The sequence below is a fragment of the Candidatus Neoehrlichia procyonis str. RAC413 genome, from assembly GCF_000964795.1.
GTDB classification, from domain to species: Bacteria; Pseudomonadota; Alphaproteobacteria; order Rickettsiales; family Anaplasmataceae; genus Neoehrlichia; species Neoehrlichia procyonis.
The window spans coordinates 672711-695981 of record NZ_LANX01000001.1 but is presented as its reverse complement, the minus strand read 5'-3'; the positions used below and the strand labels follow the sequence as shown (position 1 = coordinate 695981).

The 23271-nt window shown below is 27.2% G+C and carries 17 protein-coding genes; 11 read left to right on the top strand and 6 right to left on the bottom strand.

What is annotated here, in order from left to right; genetic code table 11:
- Positions 1-232: 232 nt before the first annotated feature.
- The 3 genes from NLO413_RS02545 to NLO413_RS04955 all read right to left on the bottom strand — a co-directional run bounded on the left by NLO413_RS02545 (position 233) and on the right by NLO413_RS04955 (position 4184).
- Complete coding sequence (locus NLO413_RS02545; RefSeq protein ID WP_045809378.1) at positions 233-1636, bottom strand: NAD(P)H-dependent flavin oxidoreductase; 1404 nt, start codon at positions 1634-1636, stop codon at positions 233-235.
- A gap of 572 nt (positions 1637-2208) precedes the next feature.
- On the bottom strand, positions 2209-3573 hold the full coding sequence (locus NLO413_RS02540; protein ID WP_052690375.1) for a M23 family metallopeptidase: 1365 nt from the start codon (positions 3571-3573) through the stop codon (positions 2209-2211).
- 485 nt (positions 3574-4058) lie between these two features.
- On the bottom strand, positions 4059-4184 hold the full coding sequence (locus NLO413_RS04955) for a hypothetical protein (RefSeq protein WP_269744821.1): 126 nt from the start codon (positions 4182-4184) through the stop codon (positions 4059-4061).
- A 1492-nt stretch (positions 4185-5676) separates the two neighbouring features.
- On the opposite strand from NLO413_RS04955, the gene rnhA reads away from it, so the two are divergent.
- From rnhA to NLO413_RS02510, 6 genes are all read left to right on the top strand, one after another.
- Entirely contained in the window at positions 5677-6135 is a 459-nt protein-coding gene (rnhA, locus tag NLO413_RS02535) for a ribonuclease HI (RefSeq protein ID WP_045808956.1), read from the top strand.
- Positions 6136-6312: 177 nt separating this feature from the next.
- Positions 6313-9189, top strand: coding sequence for an AsmA-like C-terminal domain-containing protein (locus NLO413_RS02530; protein ID WP_198138895.1), 2877 nt, complete (start codon positions 6313-6315; stop codon positions 9187-9189).
- Between the two features lie 320 nt (positions 9190-9509).
- Positions 9510-10241 carry a UMP kinase gene (pyrH, locus tag NLO413_RS02525; protein ID WP_045808954.1) on the top strand — a complete coding sequence of 244 codons (732 nt, stop codon included), beginning with the start codon at positions 9510-9512 and terminating at the stop codon, positions 10239-10241.
- Between the two features lie 21 nt (positions 10242-10262).
- A complete protein-coding gene (gene frr / locus NLO413_RS02520) occupies positions 10263-10817 on the top strand; it encodes a ribosome recycling factor (protein WP_045808953.1) in 555 nt (184 codons plus the stop codon).
- 9 nt (positions 10818-10826) lie between these two features.
- Positions 10827-11522, top strand: a complete 696-nt coding sequence (gene uppS / locus NLO413_RS02515) for a polyprenyl diphosphate synthase (protein ID WP_045808952.1) — start codon at positions 10827-10829, stop codon at positions 11520-11522.
- Positions 11512-12156, top strand: a complete 645-nt coding sequence (locus tag NLO413_RS02510) for a phosphatidate cytidylyltransferase (protein ID WP_045808951.1) — start codon at positions 11512-11514, stop codon at positions 12154-12156. Before uppS ends, NLO413_RS02510 begins: the two co-directional genes overlap by 11 nt.
- Before the next feature lie 626 nt (positions 12157-12782).
- On the opposite strand, the gene NLO413_RS02505 is transcribed toward NLO413_RS02510, so the two are convergent.
- On the bottom strand, positions 12783-13301 hold the full coding sequence (locus tag NLO413_RS02505) for a DNA-3-methyladenine glycosylase (RefSeq protein WP_045808950.1): 519 nt from the start codon (positions 13299-13301) through the stop codon (positions 12783-12785).
- Positions 13302-13371: 70 nt separating this feature from the next.
- Between NLO413_RS02505 and NLO413_RS04865 the strand changes: the two genes are divergently transcribed.
- From NLO413_RS04865 to NLO413_RS02495, 3 genes are all read left to right on the top strand, one after another.
- Entirely contained in the window at positions 13372-13512 is a 141-nt protein-coding gene (locus NLO413_RS04865) for a hypothetical protein (protein WP_156965560.1), read from the top strand.
- A 538-nt stretch (positions 13513-14050) separates the two neighbouring features.
- The gene (locus NLO413_RS02500) at positions 14051-14614 is read left to right on the top strand and encodes a hypothetical protein (RefSeq protein ID WP_045808949.1); all 564 of its coding nucleotides are present in this window, start codon (positions 14051-14053) and stop codon (positions 14612-14614) included.
- A gap of 1525 nt (positions 14615-16139) precedes the next feature.
- A complete protein-coding gene (locus NLO413_RS02495; RefSeq protein ID WP_045808948.1) occupies positions 16140-16646 on the top strand; it encodes a hypothetical protein in 507 nt (168 codons plus the stop codon).
- A gap of 1487 nt (positions 16647-18133) precedes the next feature.
- On the opposite strand, the gene purC is transcribed toward NLO413_RS02495, so the two are convergent.
- Positions 18134-18862, bottom strand: a complete 729-nt coding sequence (gene purC / locus NLO413_RS02490) for a phosphoribosylaminoimidazolesuccinocarboxamide synthase (protein WP_045808947.1) — start codon at positions 18860-18862, stop codon at positions 18134-18136.
- A gap of 505 nt (positions 18863-19367) precedes the next feature.
- On the opposite strand from purC, the gene hisS reads away from it, so the two are divergent.
- Complete coding sequence (gene hisS, locus NLO413_RS02485) at positions 19368-20615, top strand: histidine--tRNA ligase (RefSeq protein ID WP_045808946.1); 1248 nt, start codon at positions 19368-19370, stop codon at positions 20613-20615.
- Between the two features lie 572 nt (positions 20616-21187).
- Here the strand turns inward: hisS and NLO413_RS02480 are convergent.
- Positions 21188-22048 carry a DsbA family protein gene (locus NLO413_RS02480; RefSeq protein ID WP_232295905.1) on the bottom strand — a complete coding sequence of 287 codons (861 nt, stop codon included), beginning with the start codon at positions 22046-22048 and terminating at the stop codon, positions 21188-21190.
- 187 nt (positions 22049-22235) lie between these two features.
- Here NLO413_RS02480 and NLO413_RS02475 point away from each other — a divergent pair, with 187 nt between their 5' ends.
- On the top strand, positions 22236-23234 hold the full coding sequence (locus NLO413_RS02475; protein WP_045808945.1) for a COX15/CtaA family protein: 999 nt from the start codon (positions 22236-22238) through the stop codon (positions 23232-23234).
- Positions 23235-23271 lie beyond the last annotated feature (37 nt).

The window sequence follows — 23271 nt, the reverse complement described above, 5'->3', positions numbered from 1 at the left end:
CCATGAAGAGAATTACGGGAGAAATCCTGCTTTATAATTACCACTTATTGTTGCTACCTTATTGTATTTTACTTTTGTCAAAGCATTAACCTGCATTTGTTAAAGTATTCTATTTAATAATTTTTTGTTACTCATAACAAATTTAATGTATGGCAAGCCATAGTGGCGTACTATTGTAATAGTGTATGATATATTCTTCATTTTTAAGTTGTATATGAGGTGAAATAAGTGGCTAATAGCCTGTTAAAATTCTATTTACAAGCTCTTTAATAGTAGGAATATTTCCACCTTCATAAAACGAGTCACTACTAAATTTATAAGCATTATGTCCAGAAAACATTAATTCATGTTCATGATTGTTTCCGTTAATGATGTTTTGCAAGGTTTTTTGAATGCAAAAACTACGAGAATCTGGTTTATTGCCTGTGTTATAGGTTCCATAATCTTTCCAATTACTAAACTTACAGTGACTTAAACATCCCATACAGTTAATTTGATCTTCTCTGATTTCTCGTGATTTCTCTTTTGTAACAAATATTAATGTTTCATCGGGTGTTTTTAACATTTCTGTGTACCCCTGTATTACCCAATTATCAAGTAATGATTTATCACAAGGTTTTATATATATTTTTTTACCCCTATTACCGAAAACAATGTCTACACAAAATTCTTCATTAGGTTCATCTTTAAAAGAAATTTGGCGCTCATTGCGTTCTTGTAGCTCATTTATAAACTCATTTTTTACAGCAGATGAATAAAATCCTGTAGGACTAAATCTATTTAAAAAAACATCTCCTTTTTTAAGCGTTAATAGCTTTTTTTTCCATAGTAAAGAAATAGGGCTTTCTTGAGTAACCAGAGGTCTAGTACCAAACTGAAAAGCTATTGGCCCTATAAGATCGTTATCCAACCATAATTCCCAATCTTTAAGATGCCACACTCCTCCTGCCATAACTAAAATTGTACTAGAAAGTCCAACCTCATTCATAAATGACCGAATTTCTGCTACCCTATCAAATGGTTCTTGAGGTTCATTAGGGGATTCGCTATTACTTAATCCATTATGCCCTCCTGCTAGCCATGGATCTTCATATACTACACCACCTAACCACTCCTTAGAGATTTTTTTATATGCGCGTGTCCATAAAATCTTAAATGCACGCATGGAAGATACAATAGGGTAGTAATACACTTGATATTGTGATGCTATTTCTGCTAGTTTATATGGCATACCAGCTCCACAAGTGATACCATGGATTAATCCTTTTGCTCCTTCAAGTACTCCGTGTAAAACTCTATGAATTCCTCCCATTTCCCATAACACATTCATGTGTATTCTTCCGCGCCCATTTGATATGTTATGAGCCATACGAGCTTGACTAATTGCTCCTTTAATACTATACTCAATAAGCTCATCATGGCGTTCCCGTCTTGTTTTTCCACGATAAACTAAAGGAACATATTCTCCATTATCATCCATTAATTTAGCGTTTGCTCCAGAAAATGTACCTACAGCTCCAGCGGCAGCAAAAGCACCTGATGTTTTACCATTGCTTATACCAATGCCTTTCCCGCCTTCTATAATAGGCCATACATCTTTACCAGAAATACAAACTTTTTTAATCTTTTTATGCAAAAAAAACCCCATTCATTAACACAGCAAACAAAGTACCCTAAAGTTACTTTAGGTTTTTATAATTTAAATATACCATATATTTACACACAGTACCTACAAAACAAGTAACACTTATATTTGTAAGTTAAGTGAAAATTAAAAACCAATTTGCAAATATAATAAACATTATAGCATAATAGAAATTTTATAAAACTCTTTAATAAGATATAATGCATGTTAATGTAAAAATTTATGTTAAGTAATGGTATACTAATGCTATATAAAGTCATTACCATTTAATTTTTTATATTATCAACATGCTATCAAAGTGCAAGTAATATATTTGGTAAATATTAGTGAATAATACAATACATTGTTTACATAACTTAGCAACAATACAACTTATTCATAGGAAATTACATAAGTATCATGACACTATTATGTTATACAAATAAAGTTTAATAATGTTTAATCAAAGCAAATTTTGTAAAATATATCGTTGTGATCTTTAATTTTTATTATGTTTAATTAACTAAATGTTATAAGTAAATAAGATAGTAGTTTATGATATGTATAATTAGTATGGTTATATACTAATGTTTTTTTATCATAGCAAATTCTGTAACATATGGTGTACTTTTTAATGTACGTTTTATATTATTCATAGTTAGCTGGAATGAAGGTAGTTCATTTTTAGGTATTTTGACTATTTCTCTTGTTTCTTGTACTTTTTGTGGATCAATGTGCTTTCCTTTATATAACACTTCATAGTGTAAATGAGGACCTGTAGATGATCCGGTATTACCTACATAAGCTATGATTTGTCCTTGCTTTACTGTCAACCCTTTTCTTATTCCTATATGTACATTATTAATATGAGCATAAGCTGTAGAATAGAGTCTATTATGGCGTATTCTTATATATTTTCCATATCCGCCATTTATCCCTACAAATTCTATAACTCCATCGCCTGCAGCCCTTATAGGAGTGCCAATGGGTGCAGCATAGTCTACACCTTTATGAAATTTACTATATCCATATATAGGGTGTTTTCTAACTCCAAATTTAGATGAAATATAAAATGCTCCATTGTTATCTATAGGGTGTTGAAGCATGATTTTTTTTATACTATTTCCTTTACTATCAAAGTATCCTTCAGTTCCATTTTTGAATAAATGCCTATATAGACTAATGTCTTTATTATTAGTTTTCAAAGAGGCGTATAATATCTTCCCATCTGTAATGGGATGGCCATTTTCATCAAAAAATCTTTCAAATAAAACATCAAATTTACTACCTGGTACTATTTCTTTACGTAGGTCGATACCATTGCTATATAATTTGATAAGATTCATAATTATAGCATATGAAAGACCTTGCTCAATTGCAGAAGTAAATAAAGATGATCTTATAATATCAGAAACGCGCACAATTCTTTTTGCTTTAATATTATCAATAATTTGGGTACTAAAAAGCCCTTTACTGTTTCTATATATTTTTATACTATGCATTGAATATTGTGTATTTATTAGTACGTAATCTATAAGATTATAGCCGTTTTTTTTAATTGTTACTTGGTCATTGACTTTCAATTTATTTATATTGTAAACCTTTTGCACAGTGTGAATAATCTGATTAACTTCTTTATTAGAAATGCCAGCATTTTTTAAAACACTGACCATGTTATCTCCGCTATTGATGGATACTTTATATATGTTAGGTTTGACAATATGTGGTATATCGATATTCTTTACTATTTTTTCATAAGAAGGATAGTTAGGAACTTTAGAAACAACTTCAGCAGCATATGTTAGAAATACAATGCACATTATACAAAATGCTGTTATAAGGCATGTAGATAATTTTATTAGTAACCGCATTATCATTATAGAAGGCATGTAGATAATTTTATTAGTAACCACATTGTCATTATAAATAGACTTGTTTTTAATTAACATAACTCTTACATTATAGTATCTGATAAAACAAGAGTAAAAACACTAAATACATATGTAAATTATGTTATTATGACCATCACTTGTAAAGGCTTTTATTGTAACGATCTATCTATTTATATTACTATTGACTTAAAAAATTGCTAATTTTTAATATTGCATTAGATTTAATTTAAAACTAATTAATAAGGTAATACATTTTTTATATAATCTTATTTATATGAAATTACATAAAATAATAAATTAAAAGTATAATTGTAACTTATTAAAGCACAAAAACAAGCACGAGCATTAATTCAGTAAAGACTACTCATATAGCTCATTATTGTATGATACTACAAACATCTATTCATTGAGAATTTTTTTGTGACTGTAGCGTGATAAAACTACAATAACTTATTAAGGAAAAAATTAATATACTTTATAATAAGCATTACTATGTAATAGGTAAGTAGGGTTTGTGTAAAATAATTTGTTGTTTGAGTTAATTAGGTAACCTCACATAAAGATATAGGTGGTGTATATATATCAGGTAAGCACTGTGGCATTGTTAATGATAATTCTTCAAATTTATGGGAGTATTTTAGGAGAATATTTAAATTATAAGGTTCCATGAATATAACTATGGTATTACTTAGTTAAAGATGCACAAGGTTATTATATTGTTAGTAGTAATGCATTCATTATAACATTGTTGTTATGTTAATTAGTTGTATATCGATACTATCTTATATGCAATTTTTATGTTTTGATCTGTAATATATGTTTTGTTTTTATGGTAATTGTTAGGTATCATTAATATGTAGTTTATTGACAACATAATGATTGTTATTAAGCTTTTGTAATACATGCTTTAGTTGTACATATCAAGATTGATGTGTTCATGACGTTATATTGAGCTTATCAAGTTTTTGTAGGGGGTCTACATTTTTTGTGTGTTACTTATCAAAGGTTGTTTTACTTTTTGATGTATTGAATTTAGTTTTTTGTAGATGTGTGAGATCATTAACTGTTGTTTGACCTATTTTTTGATATTTACTTTAATAGAAGACAATAAAATGACTAATAAACCATATAAAAATATGGCTAGAATAATACAGCTAACATTAAATACATAAGATGTTAAGCCATAATAAATATGATAAATTCATGTCTTTAACAAAAGTTATACTATTATTTTACAGGAATATTTAAAACAAGAATAACATCATTATGAAATATGATAAAAATCCATTGTTCCTAATAAAAACTGTGAAATTTTTATATGTATATGCAGTGAGGTTAATCATAATTACATGTAGTAACGTTATGTATTTTAGAAGATAGATAATATAGTTATGGATGTTAATACTGAAGATTTATCAAATGATATAAACAGTAAATGTAATTATAATGACGCATAATAATTGTGCGTTTATGATCTTCTATAGGGAGGTAATATATTGTAAAGTTAATACTTTATATGCTATTATTATAATTCTTATATATTACATAATATTTCATATATAGGATTGTGTTTTTAACATGATTAATTGCTATTACTTATCTGTTCTTCTGTATTAGCATGGTTTTATTTTGTTAATATTATCTTTCTTTAATCATTATGTGTTAAGATGATATATCTTACATATTGGTACTCTATAATTTTTTTAGCTTAGCTAATTGATAATGTAAGAGTCATGAAAACTATTGGCTTTTAGTGCATGTTTAACTCTTATGCATTGCTTATTAAGATCTGATTTGCTTATAATTATAGAGTTATGTTGAATTATATAAAACTTTTGACTGTACTCTAAAAAGATGAAAAAGGTGTTTCGTTTATATGTTTTGTTTACAAGGATTGTCTTGATTGAAGCTGCTGAAATTTTAGTCTGTATTAAGTGCGTAGGTTAATAATTGCGTGATTGATTTTTTCTATTTATAATGAAGGAATTAATGAGTGACAATAACTAATTATATAAATGATTGTAAATTCCTTGCATTATGAAAAAGCAACATATCTTCAGTTAAATTTAGGGCAGTTTATCAAATTATATTGTCTATGCAATAGAAATATCATAAAGTTTTATGTTAGTATAATATATTTGGTACACTGAGGAATATATTATGGTGATAAATCAGCAGGAGGTTATTATATACACTGATGGGGCATGTTCTGGGAATCCTGGTCCTGGAGGATGGGGAGCTATATTATTTTTTAGCAATAATAAAACAGAAAAAAGAATTTGTGGCAGTGAATCTTATACTACAAATAATAAAATGGAATTAGTTGCAGTTATTCAAGCTTTAAAAATTTTAGAGTGTTATTCTAATGTACAATTATATACGGATAGTATTTATGTTAAAAATGGTATTACACTATGGATACACAAGTGGAAAATAAATGGATGGAAAACAGCAAATAAATTACCTGTTAAAAATTTAGATTTGTGGTTAGAATTAGACAAGCTTACTTTGCTACACGATGTTAATTGGTATTGGGTAAGAGCACATGTGGGCAATAAGTATAATGAGGAAGTAGATATGTTAGCACGTAGTAGTATAAATGCAATATGTGGTGGCTAGTGTGTTAATCTAATTTTGAGAGAATTAATTTAATGTTGGGCATGTTTATCTAATGTTGGCTAGTATTATAGAAGATATTTTTATTCCATATGCTGTATTATGGTTAGTGTGAAATTTTTTATTCAATTATTTATAATAGTTATATTTTGTGTAATGAGTGGATGGCTCTATTACTATATGCAGAGCAATGGTGTGATAGAGATTAAAGCAAACATTATAAATTTATATGTAAAATATCGGTTATCTAGTATTTTTCCTGGGTCAGAAGTTAGTATACAAAATACAAAGTTGTTATGGAAAAAAGCAGATGAGAATTTTATATTATCAGCAAGTAATATTATTGTTAATAACAGTGATTTGGGAGTAAAAATTAATATTCCAAAGTTATCTTTGCATTCTAGAATAGGGATTTTATTTTTGTGGGGAGATTTTGATTTTGCACATATTGATGTTCAAAAGGTGAATGTAAGTGTTTATGATATAAAAAAAACCTCTAATTTTACAATAACAAGTATTAATTCAATAAAATCGTTAAAAAAATACTTAATTAAATTAGTAAAGTTAAGTATTCCAATACATGTTCAAAATCTTACTATTATTGGTAATGCAGGAGAAAGTTTACTGTTAGATTATCTACATATAGGGATAAAAAAAGAGTACGATAGCAATATGTTTAGTTTTACATTAGGAAATAATAATAGTTCTTTTATACAGCTAACGCTATCAGAACATTATAAGGGTGTAATATCACTGAACATGGTTTATAATAACTTTAATACAAGGTTATTACATTTTTTAGGATTTGTTGATAAAAGGCTTTTATTATATGATAACATTGCTCATATTTCAGGAAGTTTGAATATAATATTTGATGAATACGATCATATAAAATATGCCAATGTTAGTTTGCAGGATATTAGCGGTAATATTCCATGTGCGTATCCTAGCGAATGTCATATTGATAATTTAAATGCTCAGCTAAATTATCAGGATGGTTTATTAACAGTAAAAAGTTTCTACTTGTCTATAGATAAAAGTAATGTGACAGTAAATGGTGAATTGAATGTAAGTAGCCAGGATTTTAATGTAGATATTAATGCTAATGTAATTAATACAAAAGCAGTATGTAATTATTGGCCTAATGCGTTGTATTCTAAAGTGAAAACTTGGTATTGTAACAGTATTTTAGATGGTAATTTTGGTGACGTTAGTGCTACATTACATGGTAATATTTCTAATATTAAAAATATTATATTAAATTATAATGTGCGCTCGCATATTAATAATGCTAGTATTATGATTAATGATCATAAATCTGTTAAGATTGTAAGCGGCACGCTGCTATTGAACAATGATAATTTTTCTGTTAGCTCTAATAATGCTAGTTTTCAAGGTATTAATATTACAGAAGGTAGCGTTGCAATGAGAATAAATGATATTAATGCTATTATGTATATAAAAGGTAAAGCTGTTAGTAATGTGCGTAAACTTTATAAAATAGCAGCTGATCATCAATTATTGCAGCTTAACGAAAACTTTATATTTGGTAGTGCTGATACTAAATTTAATTTTAAGATATTTAATTTAGCAAATAATAAGTCAGTTTACTATTCTAAAGATATAAATTCTCAAATTACATCTTTTGTTGCAAAGAAAGTTCTTGGTAGTTTTGATATAGATAATTCTACAGTTAATGTATTGATAAATAACAATCATGTAAGAGTGAAAGTTGATGGATGGATGAATGGTCATGACATGAGCTTAAATATCATTCAAGATGAAAAAAAAGCAGAAAAGTTTTACTATAAATTTTCTGGATATCTTTCTAGTGATAATATTAAAAATTTGAAAATATTTAATTATAAAGATTTTCAAGGTAAAGCTAAAGCTAATGTTCATTGGATAACTAATTATCTTAATACTGGTGACACCTTAATAGAGGGTAATTTAGATATTGTAGATTTTAATTTAGGAAAGAAGTACTTTACAATCAATAGTCAAAATAGCAGTGTAAAATTTTTGGCATTATTAAAAAATCGTAATGATATTAAATTAACTTATGCTGATGTAATAGGGAAAGATATTAACATAAAGCTTAAAGGTAAAATGGGTAAGGACGTTGATTTGCTTGTAAAAAATGCTAAGCTTTTTAATACAAGTGTTAATGCTTCCATAAAGTCTGATGATGGTAAGTTAATATTTGAGATATATGGCGAATTTGTAGATTTTAGCAAAGTAAACTTTAATGCTTTTTTTGATAAACAATCTAATACAAATAATATTCGTATAAATATGAAAGTAAGTAATTTATTACTGAAAAATAATATTGTACTTCATGATGTTACTTTGTCATTAAATTGTGATAATGTCAGTTGTATAGGTAGTAAGCTGAAAGGTTATTTTTCTGATAAAGCTGCGTTGAGCATAGAATATAGTGGTATTGGATTAGAGATCACATCAGAGAATGCTGGGTACTTTTTACGTGCATTTGATGTAATGAACACTATAGAAAAGGGTCACTTATCTTTTTATATACATATTCCAACTGATAATAAAGAAACTTACGGTATGTTTTCGTTAACAAATTTTCATGTTGTTAATGCATCTATTTTGGCTCAAATATTAACTTTATCATCTCTTAAGGGTATATTAAATACTTTAAATGGACAGGGAATATATTTCTATCGTTTAAATGTACCTTTTACATATAGAAATAATTTAATAAAAATCCAAGAATCATGGATGGAAGGTTCTGAGCTTGGTATTAGCTTAAGTGGTAATGTTGATGTGAGTACAAAGGTATTTGATATTAAAGGTCAAATTATTCCTGCATATGTTATTAATAAAATAATATGGCAGACTCCTGTAATTGGGAAGTTACTGACAGGTGGTCAAAGTAGAGGTATAATTGCTATTGATTACAAAGTTAAAGGAAATGATAAAGAACATGATGTATTAGTAAATCTTATGTCAATTTTAGCCCCAAATTTGCTAAAAAGGGTATTAAAAGTTTTTGATGATAGAATGTTACGGAATACTAAAGTTGCTAGCTAATCGTATTTATTTTATATATATTGTAGTTGCTTATAGTTTAAAAGCATTGTGCAAGAAAATGGTTTTAGAGTTAATTTAAATTGATAGTTTATAAGATGTTATCATAAGGGTGATAGTTAATAATTTTTTAAGACATGTAGAATTGATGAATATATGGTTTGGTAATTGCTGATAATTTTTATGCTAAAAATGTTTAATATGGTAAATTATTATCATTTGATAGTATATTGCACATTTCTGTATTTATTGTATAATGCAGAATTAATAGTAATATAGCGCTGAAGTATAATATTTATTATAAAATTGGTAAAGAATTAATTATGGATTCTGATATAGGTAGTGTAAAGTACTCTAGAGTATTACTTAAGGTGTCTGGTGAGGCACTGATGGGTAGTAAAAATTTTGGATGTGATTTAGAAGTTATTGAAAAATTATCTTGTGATATAAAGTTAGTTGGTAGTTTTGGGGTTCAAATTTGTCTTGTTGTTGGTGGAGGTAATATATTTCGTGGTGCTGAAGCATCATCTTCTTTGGGATTTGAAAGGGCTAGTAATGATTATATAGGTATGTTAGCTACTGTAATAAATGCTTTATCTTTACAGAATTCATTAGAAAAAATTAACGTACACTCTAGAGTATTGTCAGCAATACCGATGCATTCTATTTGCGAGACATATATAAGAAGGCGTGCTATACGTCATTTGGAAAAGGGAAGAGTTGTAATATGTGCTGCAGGAATAGGTAGTCCATTTTTTACGACGGATACAGCTGCTGCATTGCGTGGGATAGAAATGCGTTGTGATGCTATATTTAAAGGTACCCAAGTTGACGGTGTTTATTCTTCTGATCCTAAAAAAGATAGTAATGCTGTAAGATATAGCCGCATTTCATATCTTGATTTATTGGCTTCAGATTTAAAAATTATGGATGTTGCTGCTTTGTCTTTAGCTAGGGAAAATTCTGTACCTATTATAGTTTTTAATCTAAATAAAAAAAATGCTTTTGCAGATGTGATTAGAGGAAAAGGTGTGTATACAACTATATCTGATTAATATAAAATACTGGGTAAATATATGATAAGTGAAATGAAGCAAGATATAAGAACAAAGATGGAAAAGACAATGTCATTGTTTTTAAATGATATTTCTGGAATTAAGACAGGAAGGGCAAAGGCTTCTTTACTAGATGGAATAACAGTTGATTATTATGGTGGTCGAGTAAAATTAAATACGATTGCCAATATTACTGCATCTGATAAGTTGTTAACAATAACTGCATGGGATGTAGGTATTATAGGTGATATCAAGTCTGCAATAGAGAGTTCTAATTTAGGATTTGGTATATTATGTGAGTCTAATACGATAAGATTAACAATTCCTGATTTAACACAAGATATGAGGAAGAATTTAGTAAAGTTACTAAGTAAACTATCAGAAGAGGCTAAAGTGTCAATACGTAATATAAGGCGTGATTCGATGGATAAATTAAAAGCTATTCAAGATAATAAAGAAATGTCAAAGGATGATTTTTATATGTGTGGTGCAGAGATACAGAAAATGACAGATGAATTTATAAAAAAAATATCAGATGCTTTTACTGTAAAAGAAAATGAAATTTTAAGTGTGTAAGTTGCATATATGGATTATGTAGCTATTCATAATTTACCTAATCATGTTGCTGTAATAATGGATGGTAATGGTAGATGGGCTAAAGATCATGGACTGCCAAGAATTAAAGGATATGAAGAAGGTGGTCGTGCGGCAGAGAAGGTAATAGATATATGTCTTGATTATTCTATACAGTACTTAACGCTCTATGCTTTTTCTTTAGAAAATTGGCTGAGGGAGAAAGGTGATATTGATAGTTTAATGGAGTTAATAGATAGTTATCTATCATCTGCTGTTTATAGTTTAGTAAATAAAAATGTTAAAATTAATTTTATTGGTAATTTAGAGTTACTGCCTAATAATATAATTAGAAAGATAAATGAAATACAACTTGCAACCTTCAGTAATGATGGTTTATTTTTAAATATAGCAATTAGTTATGGGGCAAGGCAAGAAATAGTAGAAGCAGTAAACTCTATAATATGTAATAATGTTAAAGTTGTTGATGGTGAAATAGTGAAAAGTTTTTTGTGTAGTAAAAATTTGCCGGATGTTGACTTATTGATTCGTTCAGGTGGAGAAAAAAGGCTAAGTAACTTTTTATTATGGCAATTAGCGTATGCTGAGCTATATTTTTGCAGTATAATGTGGCCTGACTTTACAAGGAAACATTTTGTGGAAGCACTTAATGAATACTCAATGAGGAATAGAAGATATGGTAGGTAAAAATTTGCTAGTCAGGACGTTAACTTCTGTGCTAATTTTTTGTATATTGGTATTTAGTCTATATAGTGGAAAAATGGCAGTTTATACTCTTTTTTTTACTATAGCGGTTATCTCTGCTTTTGAGTGGGGTAATATGACTGCAGGAAGGAAAGTTTTTTATATACCTGCATTTTTTGTTATAATACTACCGTATGCTTCATTGTTGTATATATATAGTTTACCTCATGGTACTATGTTGCTATTATGGTTAATATTCAGTGTCTGGAGTACAGATATAGCGGCGTATTTTGTTGGTAAAAGTATTGGAGGATGGAAAATATTGCCTATAATAAGCCCTAACAAAACATGGTCTGGGTTATGTGGAGGTATTATATTTAGCATGATGACTAGTATGATGATGTCTATTATTTTTGGTATATTTTCTGTGTCGCACTCTTTAATTATAGGGATGGTTATTGCTATAATTGCTCAACTTGGTGATTTTACAGAATCTTTTGTTAAACGTTTATGTAAGGTAAAAAATAGTGGCTCAGTTATTCCTGGTCATGGAGGTATTCTTGACCGTATGGATGGATTTATTTTTACTGCTCCGTTAACTGCGTATTATATTAAAAGCATTGCTAAGTTTTTTTAGGCTTGAGAAAAAAAAAAGAAGTGTTAATATATCTTTTTTTACTTGGCTGTACATTAAGTGTGAATGTAAAGTTTTTTTGCAATATTCTATTTGTATGGTCATTATTTATCATAATTGTGATAAGCTGTTTGTACGGTTGTATTTAAAGTCTTATTATCCTATTTTATGACCAGTATGTAATAAAGTAGCAAGCATGACACATGTATGAAATAAAGCTTGTAAGTTTTATTTTTGTTCATAATCATGAAGGGCTTGCTGTATATATGGTTTTTATGTATTGACTTGCAATATTAATGTGTTTATAAAGAAAAAAAAGGGAAGGGGTGATTACTGTAAAGTATATGTGTAAGTTTTATATACTTATACTTTATAATTAGGTTATTATTTTTTAGTGTAATTTGTCTTAATATTCTTTAACTTTTGGACAGTACATGATTTGTAATCTATCTACATCTCCCCATTATCATCTATTGAAGGTTGCTATGTTCTGTGACAAGTGGGAAGCAATGATGTGTACAATAAAAAAATGTATGTGAATATTATCAAAATACAGTAGCATAGAAGATGAATCATATGCATTTTATTTTATGGTTTGTGGTTATGCATTAAGTTAAATATTATTTTTGCTATAAATTAATAGCTACGAATCTCCAGAATTTTTCTTTTGCTTTACTGATTCCAATTCTTGGCGTACATAAGTATTCATACTCGATATTTGAGTCGTAAATGCAAATATCTTTATTTGCTGTAATGTTAGTATTGTTAAAATCTTTTGTAATTTCTAGCGCTTTGCATACTCTTCCTGGGCCGCTAATAATTGTTTTATTGTCTTTTGTTTCAAGTATTATTGATCTTATAAGAATTGCTGCTGGAAATTGCTTGTGTTCCGTAACTACGTTAAAGCAATAATGCATACCGTAAATCAGGTAAACATATGCAAATCCTGCGGGACCAAACATCGCAGAGTTACGTTTAGTGTATCCATTAGCAGCATGAGAAGCTAAATCATTAAATCCAATGTAAGCCTCTGTTTCTATAATTATTCCATAATTACTATAACACCTGATTCTTTTTCCTAATAATTTACTTGCAACTATAAGAGAAGACTGTTCATAGAAAGATTGTGATAATATATTATCTGACATTATAATTATTTATAAAAAATACTTACCATCATGTTAATTTTTTTCATATAATTGCTGAGATGTCAAGCATGTGGCAAATGTTAAAAAATATCTAGTTAAGGATTATGGCATATTAAGGGTACTTATACGTGTAAGTTATTGTTTCTATGGAAGGGTTTATGTATCATTTGGAATGAATGATAATATAAATATAAAAAATGGTACTCTATAAATTAGAATGAAGAATATTGCAGTTTTTTTTATGAATAGTTTTTCCTATAGTGCAAATAAAAATTGCATTTAAAGATATATGCTATGGGTTTGTGCAGATATTCTGAAGAAAAAACAAGCATTATAATGGTTTTAGGATTATTTTTATAGTTGTTAGTAAATAGTTGATTCTCCTTATTTAAGATGTTTTGGTATGTATATGCAAGGTATTTATTTACGGTTTATAATTAAGTTTACAAGAAATTTGTTGTACAGATGTATGTAATAAAAGTGTATGTGTGGGGTAAGTTTGTATTGTGACAGTGGGATATGTGAATGCTGTTGATAATGGTAAATTTTAATATATATATAAGGATATTAAATTTAAAAGATTAATCCTAATAAGATAGTAATTTAAAAGTGTTTTTTAAAGATTATTAAGAATAGTATTAAATTATAGTTAGTTTTTAACAAAGACATTTAAATTAATAAATAATTTACTTGCATTTTTATTAAAATAATTTTAATATTTATTAAATATTTTAAAGAAGATGTTAATTATGAATAAAAATATAGAAACATATGTTAATACTAAGTCAACGAATGTTAATAACTTACAAGAAAATAATAAATGGATAATTATTAATCATGTTGTAGAGCTTGAGGAAAAAGATCTTAGTTTAACATCATTGTGTAATGATCCTGTTATGACAGTTGCTTGTGAAAATATGGAAGATATGATAGCTGATGCAATGAGCGAAGAAGTAGGACTAAATAATGATGCTATTATGTCAAGAAATCCTCAAGTAAACCAAGTAAATGTTAACGAAAGAAATCTTAATTTAGCAACAAATGAGACTGTAAGTAATACTATATTTAAAGATGTGAAGCAAATAATGAAGATACTTAAGAATAGTGATGTAAATGTACCAACATTTGTAGCATCATTGAATAATTGTATCAATACATATCTATTTTATGCTAAATTTCAAAGTAGTAAATGCAAAGAGGTAAAGCAATCATCTAATAGTAATAGTATTAATGTGCATTGTGATGATGTAGCAACACGTATGAAAGATATTAATGTAAATGCGGTGAAGCAATCTTCTAATATTGTTTTGTAGCATTTAATGTAAGTTATTTGTTTTATGGTTTGTAATGGTATTGCTTATACTTTTATTAGATTTATTTTATATAATAAAAGTTTACTTTCTACTTACTAGTTTTATTAGAATTTAGAAGATAATGTATAACTTAGGTAAAGTATATGCAATAAACATTATATTAGAAACTATTGTACATAGAAGTTGCTACTAGTGCTGAAGTATAAAATATGAATAGTAGTAGATGTAAAGAATGTTTGTAAATAACCGTTTTAATGTGAATTTATAGAAATTATATTAAGGAAGTAATTAATTTTTTAATGAGTAAATGTGATAAAGTCTAACAATAGCTACTAAAATAATAAGTTTATAAGTTGTTTTTATGCGTTAAATATGGTGTTTATTCAAAAAATGATAAATTAATATGCATTGCAATATGGTGCTGATGTTGTAATCTTGAAGATGTAAATATTTAAATTAAAGTGTTCAAAAACTTACATTTTTATTATGTATCAACGCAATGCTGTGTTTTATGTATGCTTTTGTTTATCAAGTGGTAGAGTTTATAAATAGCTTATGAGTAATTACTAGTAGTATTCTTAATAAGATGTGTACAAAAGATGAATTTCGAATAATATATTAGTAGTAACTAAAGACTAAATTGTTTTTCAATTTATATGAAAATAATTTTAAAATTGGAGTTGCATATAGTGTATATATTGTAATGTTAACGTGTTTGTTATGCGTGACGAGTTTTATAATTTTTAATAACTATGAGGGCTTTGATTAGTAAAGATGGAAATTTATTAAATAGCAATAGTTAATGTTGTTATGCTTATTTTGTATTAAATCCTTTGTTTCCTTTAATCACGTATTTCCTCCATCATTATGTACTAAATAACGTATTTGATATTAAGATAATTTGTAAACTGAAGTAACGTATCTGTTTGTATATTATTAACTAGTAGTATGTTAATAGAAAGTTTAATAATTATTATTATGTGCGTTAAGGTTGTTTTAAATTTAGAAAGAGGTCTGTTAAATATTCTAGTAAAAATCAATAGGCAGTACTGTAATTCTTTCTAGTAAAAGCTTCACATATTCTTATATATTTAAGAGAATTGTTTTAGAAGTATATGAAAATATAGTTGTAAAACATAAAAATTATTCTTGTAATGCTATTAATAATAGGTATCTTAATATTTTAAGATATTATTTCAAATGTAGATTTTGAAAAATTATATGTTAGTACAAAATGTTTAAGTAGTTAGTATGTTAACAGTACTTTTTATTGCGACTAAAAATACATATCTTTTGTTGAATTGTGTTGCTATAGATTGTTGGTTATAATTTGTATTATAAGGTATTTTCTTTTGAAAATAGGTCTGAAGTATGCACATTTATGTTATGTACTTACGCTACAATGTAATAAGTTAGTTGTTTAATTTGTGAGTGAGGTTAACATTAAAATTTGGTAAATTAGAGTTGCATTAATTGTATTTTGTTAGATATAATTAATATATTTTAATGTTTGTGGTAAATACATATGGTTATGACTTTAAATAAGAAAGATTTGTTAGTAGCTTTAGCTGTAATAATGGGGACTTTATTATTATTAACAATAACTAATATTGCAGCATGTATTGTTACTTGTACGAGGAGTACAAAACTTAACGGAAAAATAAAAGATTTTAGAAAGGAATTAGATAAATTATCATTAGGTGAGACTGTACCAGTAAAGCATCTTCATGGTAACTTTAATGGCGATGTGTGCGATAGTGAAAGCCATGTTAAGGTTCAAGAACAGGAAGAAGTATATGCTACTATAAATAAAGCAGGTAAAAGTAGTGATAAAGCGTGTTGTACTGAGGAGTATGGAACTGTAGATTTAGAAGATGTTATACACGATGAAGGTGCAGTGTCTCAAGAACATGCTTTGTTAGAAGATCAAGAAGATAATAATGAACATGCTATGGTAGTAGCTGATGGTTCTATACTTCCTTACCGTAGTGGCTTGTGTCTTAGTGGAAGAAATAGTTACTATATAAAATAAAGTAGTATATTTAGCTTGTTGATATTTTACTTAATAGTAAAGAGTTTATCAATCTTGAGTATAATAAAAGTTATTATTACTTAGCTAGTGCATTAGTTGCATAACGAAGATTCTTAAAGTATTGATATTGATTTATTTATTTGATCTTAATATCAGATATATTACTTGTTTTTTTTGCGTAGGTAGAGCAGTTATCGGGGGTGGGGATAGTATTTATGAAACTGACTAGTAGTTTTATGCTGTTGTATTTTTAGTAGATATAAGCTTTATATGTTATTATAAAATGAGGGTGTTATACGTTTTAGTATATATTTTAGGAGGGGTTTGTTTATGTATAGTTATTTTTTATTAATGTAATGTAGCTAAGTGTCGTATAGAGTTTTTTTTGTTAAACTATTTATATGTTAATTATATGAAGTGTTTTTTAGTAGTGATATTTTTGTATTAGTACTAATGCTATTATAAAATTTTTTTTTGTTTTATAATATGCAATTTGGCATTTGAGGTTTTATCTTATTTATTGGTGATGTACAGGTTGGTGTAAAAATATTGAATGTTAAATAACATTTTTGTATTATTATAATTAATGGAAGATATATTCTATTGTTCATAGAACAATAAGAAGGGAAAGGCATGTTATGCTGCAATATAATATAAAATATAAACTTATACAGTAATGATACAAAGATATATTATATAAGTAATATGCTTAATATTGAGAAAAATTGCAAAATGGTCTGTATCTATTATAAGAATTAGGAAGAAATTACTTATTTTTCGGAATTAAAATGTGTATTTGACAATATGTTATGCTGTATTTATTGTGGCAAAGCAAGTAAATATACTGAACCAATATATATGTACCTTCATGATAGGTTAGTGTTTGCTGTTAAGTTACAAGTAGTAAAAGTAAAATGCTAATATCTACAATAGCTTTAAGTGAGATCTATAAAATTACTCTGTTTCTATGTTAGGCAAAGGTTTATTATTGGGGCATAAGATACTTTTCATCAGAAACTGTATATTAAATTAGAGAGTAAACAGAAAATCTAATAGTTTTGTGAAAATATACATAATATAGTAAGCATTGATTACCAATGAATATCTCTTATATATTATCAATTATGTGTATGTATTATTTTGATATATGAAGAAAGTGAAATGTGTTTCATAGTTGTAAGTTATTTTATAAAAGTTAAGAATTTTTTTGGATCAAACAAAAACAAGATAATTACCATTACCATATTACGTAAGTTATTTTTGTATATTTAAATTGTTAATTTTTTGGTAGTATGGGTGCAACTTAAGTAGGATTCATAAGTATCACATAACGTATAAGTTATGTAGAAATTAAAATTATTGTTTTCTTTTCCTTATTAAAGTATTTATAGTTATAATTTTCTTATATAGTGCACTTATTTTATATATAGTTAGCTATATTATACCACTTTAGGTGTACTATAATAGTAAAAGCAGCATTGCATAGTTTAAATATTAATAGAAACACCTAGCCTTTTTGCAACTTCTGTGTAAGTTTCTATTATATTTCCTAAATTTAATCGATAACAGTCTTTATCCAATTTTTGATAAGTTGACATATCCCACAATCTGCATGTATCTGGGCTGATTTCATCTGCTAGTATTATATGTTTATTGTTATCACATAGTCTACCAAATTCTATCTTAAAATCTATTAGACTAATATTAACGTCTGAAAAGATTTTACGTAGGATATTATTTATTTGAAGAGACATGGATTTTATTCTTTTTAACTCATTTATAGTTACCCATTGAAAATGTATAATGTGATCATCATTTACAATAGGATCTGCTAAGTCGTCATTTTTGTAATAAAATTCTATTATAGGTGATTTAAGTAACTTTCCTTCTGCAAGATTAAATCTTTTGGTAAAACTTCCAGCGGCAATATTTCGTATCACTACTTCTAATGGAATGATTGCAACTTTTGTTACTAATTGCTCTCTGTTATTTAGCATTTTTATTAAATGTGTTTTGATATCGTTTTGTTCAAGATGTGACATTAGCAAAGCACTGATATGATTATTAATTATTCCTTTCCCGGGTATAATGTCTTTTTTTGTGTTATTAAAGGCAGTGATAACATCTTTAAAGTGTTGTATTACTGAAATTGAATTATGGCCTGAAAATATAATTTTTGCTTTACCTTCATGAAGTAATTTATGGTAACTTGGCATTTACAACATACATTCAAAATTACTTACTTATATTGTATATATAAATAAAGAATTTTGTAAACTTATTATTAAATATTATTAAAGTACATAATTAATATATAATATATAGTTCAAAAGTTTAATATAGTTATTAATTAATTTATATAATTTATTTTAGTGTGCAAGTTGATGGAATTTTTTATTGGTAAGACTTAGAAGTATAAAGTTATCAAGTAACAAGGAATTTATAAATTTTAAGCGTAATATTTTATTTATGTTAGAATTTATAGGTTGGTTAACGTTGTTTTTACGTTATTTCTAGCATATATGTTGATAGTATAGTTTTTAGGGATATCTGATTAAAAAAAGGAGATTTTTTGGGTACAATAAGTATATAAGAATTGGGCTAAAAATTTAGTATAATACTTATTGTCTATATGTATATATGCTAATGTTTAGTAGTATTATAATATTTATTTTATGGTAAATTCATAGTTAACTTAATATTAGGGAGAAGGTTTTAATTGTGAGTAGTAATACAAATCAAAGAAAATTTCAAACAGTAAGAGGCACAAAAGATCTTTTATTTGATGAAGTTTATAAGTTTCAATATATACGAGATATTGCTCAAGAAGTAGGCCATAGATATGGGTTTTTACCTGTTGAGACTCCTATTTTTGAGTTTAGTGATGTATTTTATAAAACTTTAGGAGATACTTCGGATATTATAACTAAGGAAATGTATACGTTTAATGATAGGAACGGTGAAAGTATTACCTTAAGACCAGAATTTACTGCTGCAATTGTAAGATTATTAATTAGTAGTAACCTTGAGTTGCCTACAAGAATATTTACAAGTGGTCCAGTTTTTCGTTACGAAAGACCACAAAAATGCCGTCAGAGGCAATTTCATCAGATTAATTATGAATTTTTTGGAGTTGATAGTTATATTGCTGATGTTGAAATTATTTGTTTAGCTTATAATGTGTTAGAAGGGTTGGATATTTCTAAAAAAGTAATTTTGGAAATAAATTCATTAGGTAGTAAAGAAGTTATAAATTTATATAAAAGTGCATTAGTGAAGTATTTGACGCAATATAAAGATTATTTGTCAGAAGATAGTAAGAAAAGATTAGCAATAAATCCATTAAGGGTGCTAGATTCAAAACATAAGCAGGATATAGATATATTGAAAGATGCACCTGTTATTTCAGATTTTTATGATAAGTATTCTAAGCAATTTTTTAATAATATTTTGGAAAAGCTATCGGAATTTAATATAAGATATAAAATAAATACAAAATTGGTAAGAGGATTAGATTATTATTGTCATACAGTTTTTGAATTTACAACTGAGCATTTAGGTTCTCAAAGTGCAGTTATTGCTGGAGGCAGGTATGATAATTTAGTGAGCAATATGGGTGGTAGTAATACTTCAGCAGTAGGATTTGCGGGCGGAATAGAAAGAATTGCATCATTGATGAACTATTATCATAAGGAGCATAGCGGTATTGTATTAGTGCCAATAGGAGAAGAGGCAAAGAACTATGCTATAGGTCTTGCTTATAAGTTACGCTGCCATGGATTAAAAGTTTTATGGAATTATGGTGTTAATTTAAAATATGGATTAAAGCAAGCTAATAAATTGAACGCAAAAATAGCTTTAATTTTTGGTGAAAGAGAAATAGATAACAATTACGTTATTGTAAAGGACATGAATACAGGTCAACAGAAGGAAGTAAAAGCAAGTGAAATATCTCAAAATCTTTACTGATCAGTATTTAATGTTCTTTTTCTACAATGATTTTACATGTAGAGTTTTCTAAGTCAAATAATATTAATTCTTATAGAAATGGTATAATTAGTGTTAACAACTTAGTGAATTATTTTGAATTATTGAAACTAATTTCTAAAATTTTTAGGTAATTTTAAATCTCGTGGAAAGATATAATAATACTTAAACCTAGTTATATGTTTTAATCCACAATGTTTTTAATTATGATATTTTTACTTGTATAAAGATAATTAGTATGATTAGGTTATGTAATACGTCAGGAATGCAAAAAATATTATATAAACTTAAGTAAGATAATATAAAGTACTGAAAATATAAATTTTAAAATGATAGAAATGCAAAGAAGTTATGTTATAGACTAAATGTAAGGGGGTCTTTATAAGAAAAGAGATAGAATAAGAGTACATCATTTTAAATATAAAATTGCGTCTAACAACCTGCATAATTATATGTGACATATATATTTACTACTACACAATCCTGTGAAACTTAAATTTATCGTTCAACTATTTAGATTTATCATTTACATATATGCAAAAATCCTTAGCTTACTATTTAGACGCGTTTTTTAATTCATAATTTATTTTAGTTTGGATAGTTTGTAAATCACTTGCGCCAATGATTAAAGAATTTCCTATTATTATGGATGGGGTACCTCCTATATCGAGTTTTGAGGCTAATGCTTTACTATTTTCTATCATTTTTTTTATAGATATTAGATTGTAATCTAATGATTGTTTGAAATCTTGTTCGCTAATACCTATTGATTCAACAATTCCTAAAATAACTTCATTTGTAAGAGCTTTATTGTGAGATAATCCCAACGCTTTGTAATAAAAATCAATATATTTACTTGGGTCAACAAAATGAATAGCTAAAGCAGCTTGCGCAGCATTTTGTGAAATTTCTCCGAGTATTGGAAGATCTCTTAAAATAATACGAGCTTTGTTATCTTGTATTAGTTGTTTTATATCATTGAGCATTGCTTTACAATATCCACAAGAGTAGTCGAAGAATATTGTAACGGTTACTTTACTATTTTGTAGTCCGAACGAAGGATAGGATGTATTTTCAATTTCTTGCTTATTGTCTTTTATTTTTTTATTCATTGAAGATTCAGTTAAGGACTTGTACCCACTGCTTAGTGCATTAATAATTTTTTGTGGGTTGTTAAAAATGTATTCTTCAACAATTAACTCTATAGCTTTTTTGTCAATTTTGAAATTTTTAGAATGAGATTTGTTAGAAATCCAACTGCTAATTAAAGGGAAACTTGCTACGAGAATCACTAGACTAAGTAATAATAGAATCCTTGCCATATGCACCCAATATAAAAAAACTGTAGCACGGTTACCATGAATTAGTCTTGAAGTCAATGTTCTATTTATAAGTACTTTGAATTTAATGAGCATAAAGTTATTTATAGCTTTAAATAGTTCATGGAAACAATAATTTTCAGTAATTGAAATTATTTATTTCGTGCTAATAATGCATATTTAGGTAATGGTTGATATAATTGATGTAGTAAATGTAAAATATTAGGGTTGGTGTGATTAATGATTGTTTATAGAATTGTTATGATTATAGGAGAAATCACAGATGCAACAAAATCACTGTAGTATATCAATATGGCTCTTATTATGCTGTGTAATGATATTAATCATGATATTTGTTGGAGGGGTAACACGTCTTACTCATTCTGGATTATCAATTACTGAGTGGAATCCCATTATTGGTATAATACCACCGCTTAATGATGATGATTGGATTAAGGAAAAAAATAAATACGAAACAACTCCTGAGTATAAATATCTAAATTATGATGTTACATTGAAAGAATTTAAGAAATTGTATTTGATAGAGTATATTCATAGATTACTTGGAAGGGTTACAGGTATAATATTTTTTGGTCCATTAAGTTATTTTGCATGTAAAAGAATGCTTAATAAACAACTTGTATACAGTCTTATAATTATTACATTTTTGGGCATATTACAGGGAGTAGTAGGATGGTATATGGTGAAAAGTGGCTTAGTTGACGTACCACATGTTAGTCATTATAGATTAACAGCACACTTGTTATTGGCGCTTATAATTTTTTATTTATTATGGAAAAATTTTCTTAATACCATAGTAAGGAAAGTGTATGTTATTAGTTGTGTAGATATGGGCTTTCTTAAGATTATTTTAATTCTAATAGTATTACAAATAGCGTATGGAGCTTTAGTCGCTGGGTTAAATGCTGGGCTAATATTTAATACTTTTCCTTTAATGGATGGACAGATAATACCTCGAGGTTTATTTTGGATGAGTCCATGGTGGTGTAATTTTTTTGATAATGTTGTTACTGTGCAATTTGTGCATCGTAGCGTAGGTATGACTATTATGATCCTTATCGCGGTTATTACGATGAAATTGAGATCTTTTAATATAGTGTACTTATTATGTATATGTACTATTATTCAGTTTATGTTGGGAGTTGGTGTTTTATTATATAATGTACCAATATTTTTAGCATCTATGCATCAAATAATGGCATTTATTTTTTATGCTGTTGTTGTTTATATTTTACATTGTGCTGAATTAACGAAAGAGTGATTTTTTTATATAATATTCCCTATATTTTTAAAAAGTG

What these genes read in the sequence shown, in the direction of transcription:
- NLO413_RS02480 (WP_232295905.1), bottom strand. Translation starts at nt 22,048, where the DNA reads ATGCTCATTAAATTCAAAGTACTTATAAATAGAACATTGACTTCAAGA.
- NLO413_RS02540 (WP_052690375.1), bottom strand. Translation starts at nt 3,573, where the DNA reads ATGTTAATTAAAAACAAGTCTATTTATAATGACAATGTGGTTACTAAT.
- uppS (WP_045808952.1), top strand. Translation starts at nt 10,827, where the DNA reads ATGGATTATGTAGCTATTCATAATTTACCTAATCATGTTGCTGTAATA.
- NLO413_RS02510 (WP_045808951.1), top strand. Translation starts at nt 11,512, where the DNA reads ATGGTAGGTAAAAATTTGCTAGTCAGGACGTTAACTTCTGTGCTAATT.
- pyrH (WP_045808954.1), top strand. Translation starts at nt 9,510, where the DNA reads ATGGATTCTGATATAGGTAGTGTAAAGTACTCTAGAGTATTACTTAAG.
- NLO413_RS02530 (WP_198138895.1), top strand. Translation starts at nt 6,313, where the DNA reads ATGCAGAGCAATGGTGTGATAGAGATTAAAGCAAACATTATAAATTTA.
- frr (WP_045808953.1), top strand. Translation starts at nt 10,263, where the DNA reads ATGATAAGTGAAATGAAGCAAGATATAAGAACAAAGATGGAAAAGACA.
- NLO413_RS04955 (WP_269744821.1), bottom strand. Translation starts at nt 4,184, where the DNA reads ATGGAACCTTATAATTTAAATATTCTCCTAAAATACTCCCATAAATTT.
- NLO413_RS02475 (WP_045808945.1), top strand. Translation starts at nt 22,236, where the DNA reads ATGCAACAAAATCACTGTAGTATATCAATATGGCTCTTATTATGCTGT.
- NLO413_RS02500 (WP_045808949.1), top strand. Translation starts at nt 14,051, where the DNA reads ATGAATAAAAATATAGAAACATATGTTAATACTAAGTCAACGAATGTT.
- rnhA (WP_045808956.1), top strand. Translation starts at nt 5,677, where the DNA reads ATGGTGATAAATCAGCAGGAGGTTATTATATACACTGATGGGGCATGT.
- NLO413_RS02495 (WP_045808948.1), top strand. Translation starts at nt 16,140, where the DNA reads ATGGTTATGACTTTAAATAAGAAAGATTTGTTAGTAGCTTTAGCTGTA.
- NLO413_RS02505 (WP_045808950.1), bottom strand. Translation starts at nt 13,301, where the DNA reads ATGTCAGATAATATATTATCACAATCTTTCTATGAACAGTCTTCTCTT.
- purC (WP_045808947.1), bottom strand. Translation starts at nt 18,862, where the DNA reads ATGCCAAGTTACCATAAATTACTTCATGAAGGTAAAGCAAAAATTATA.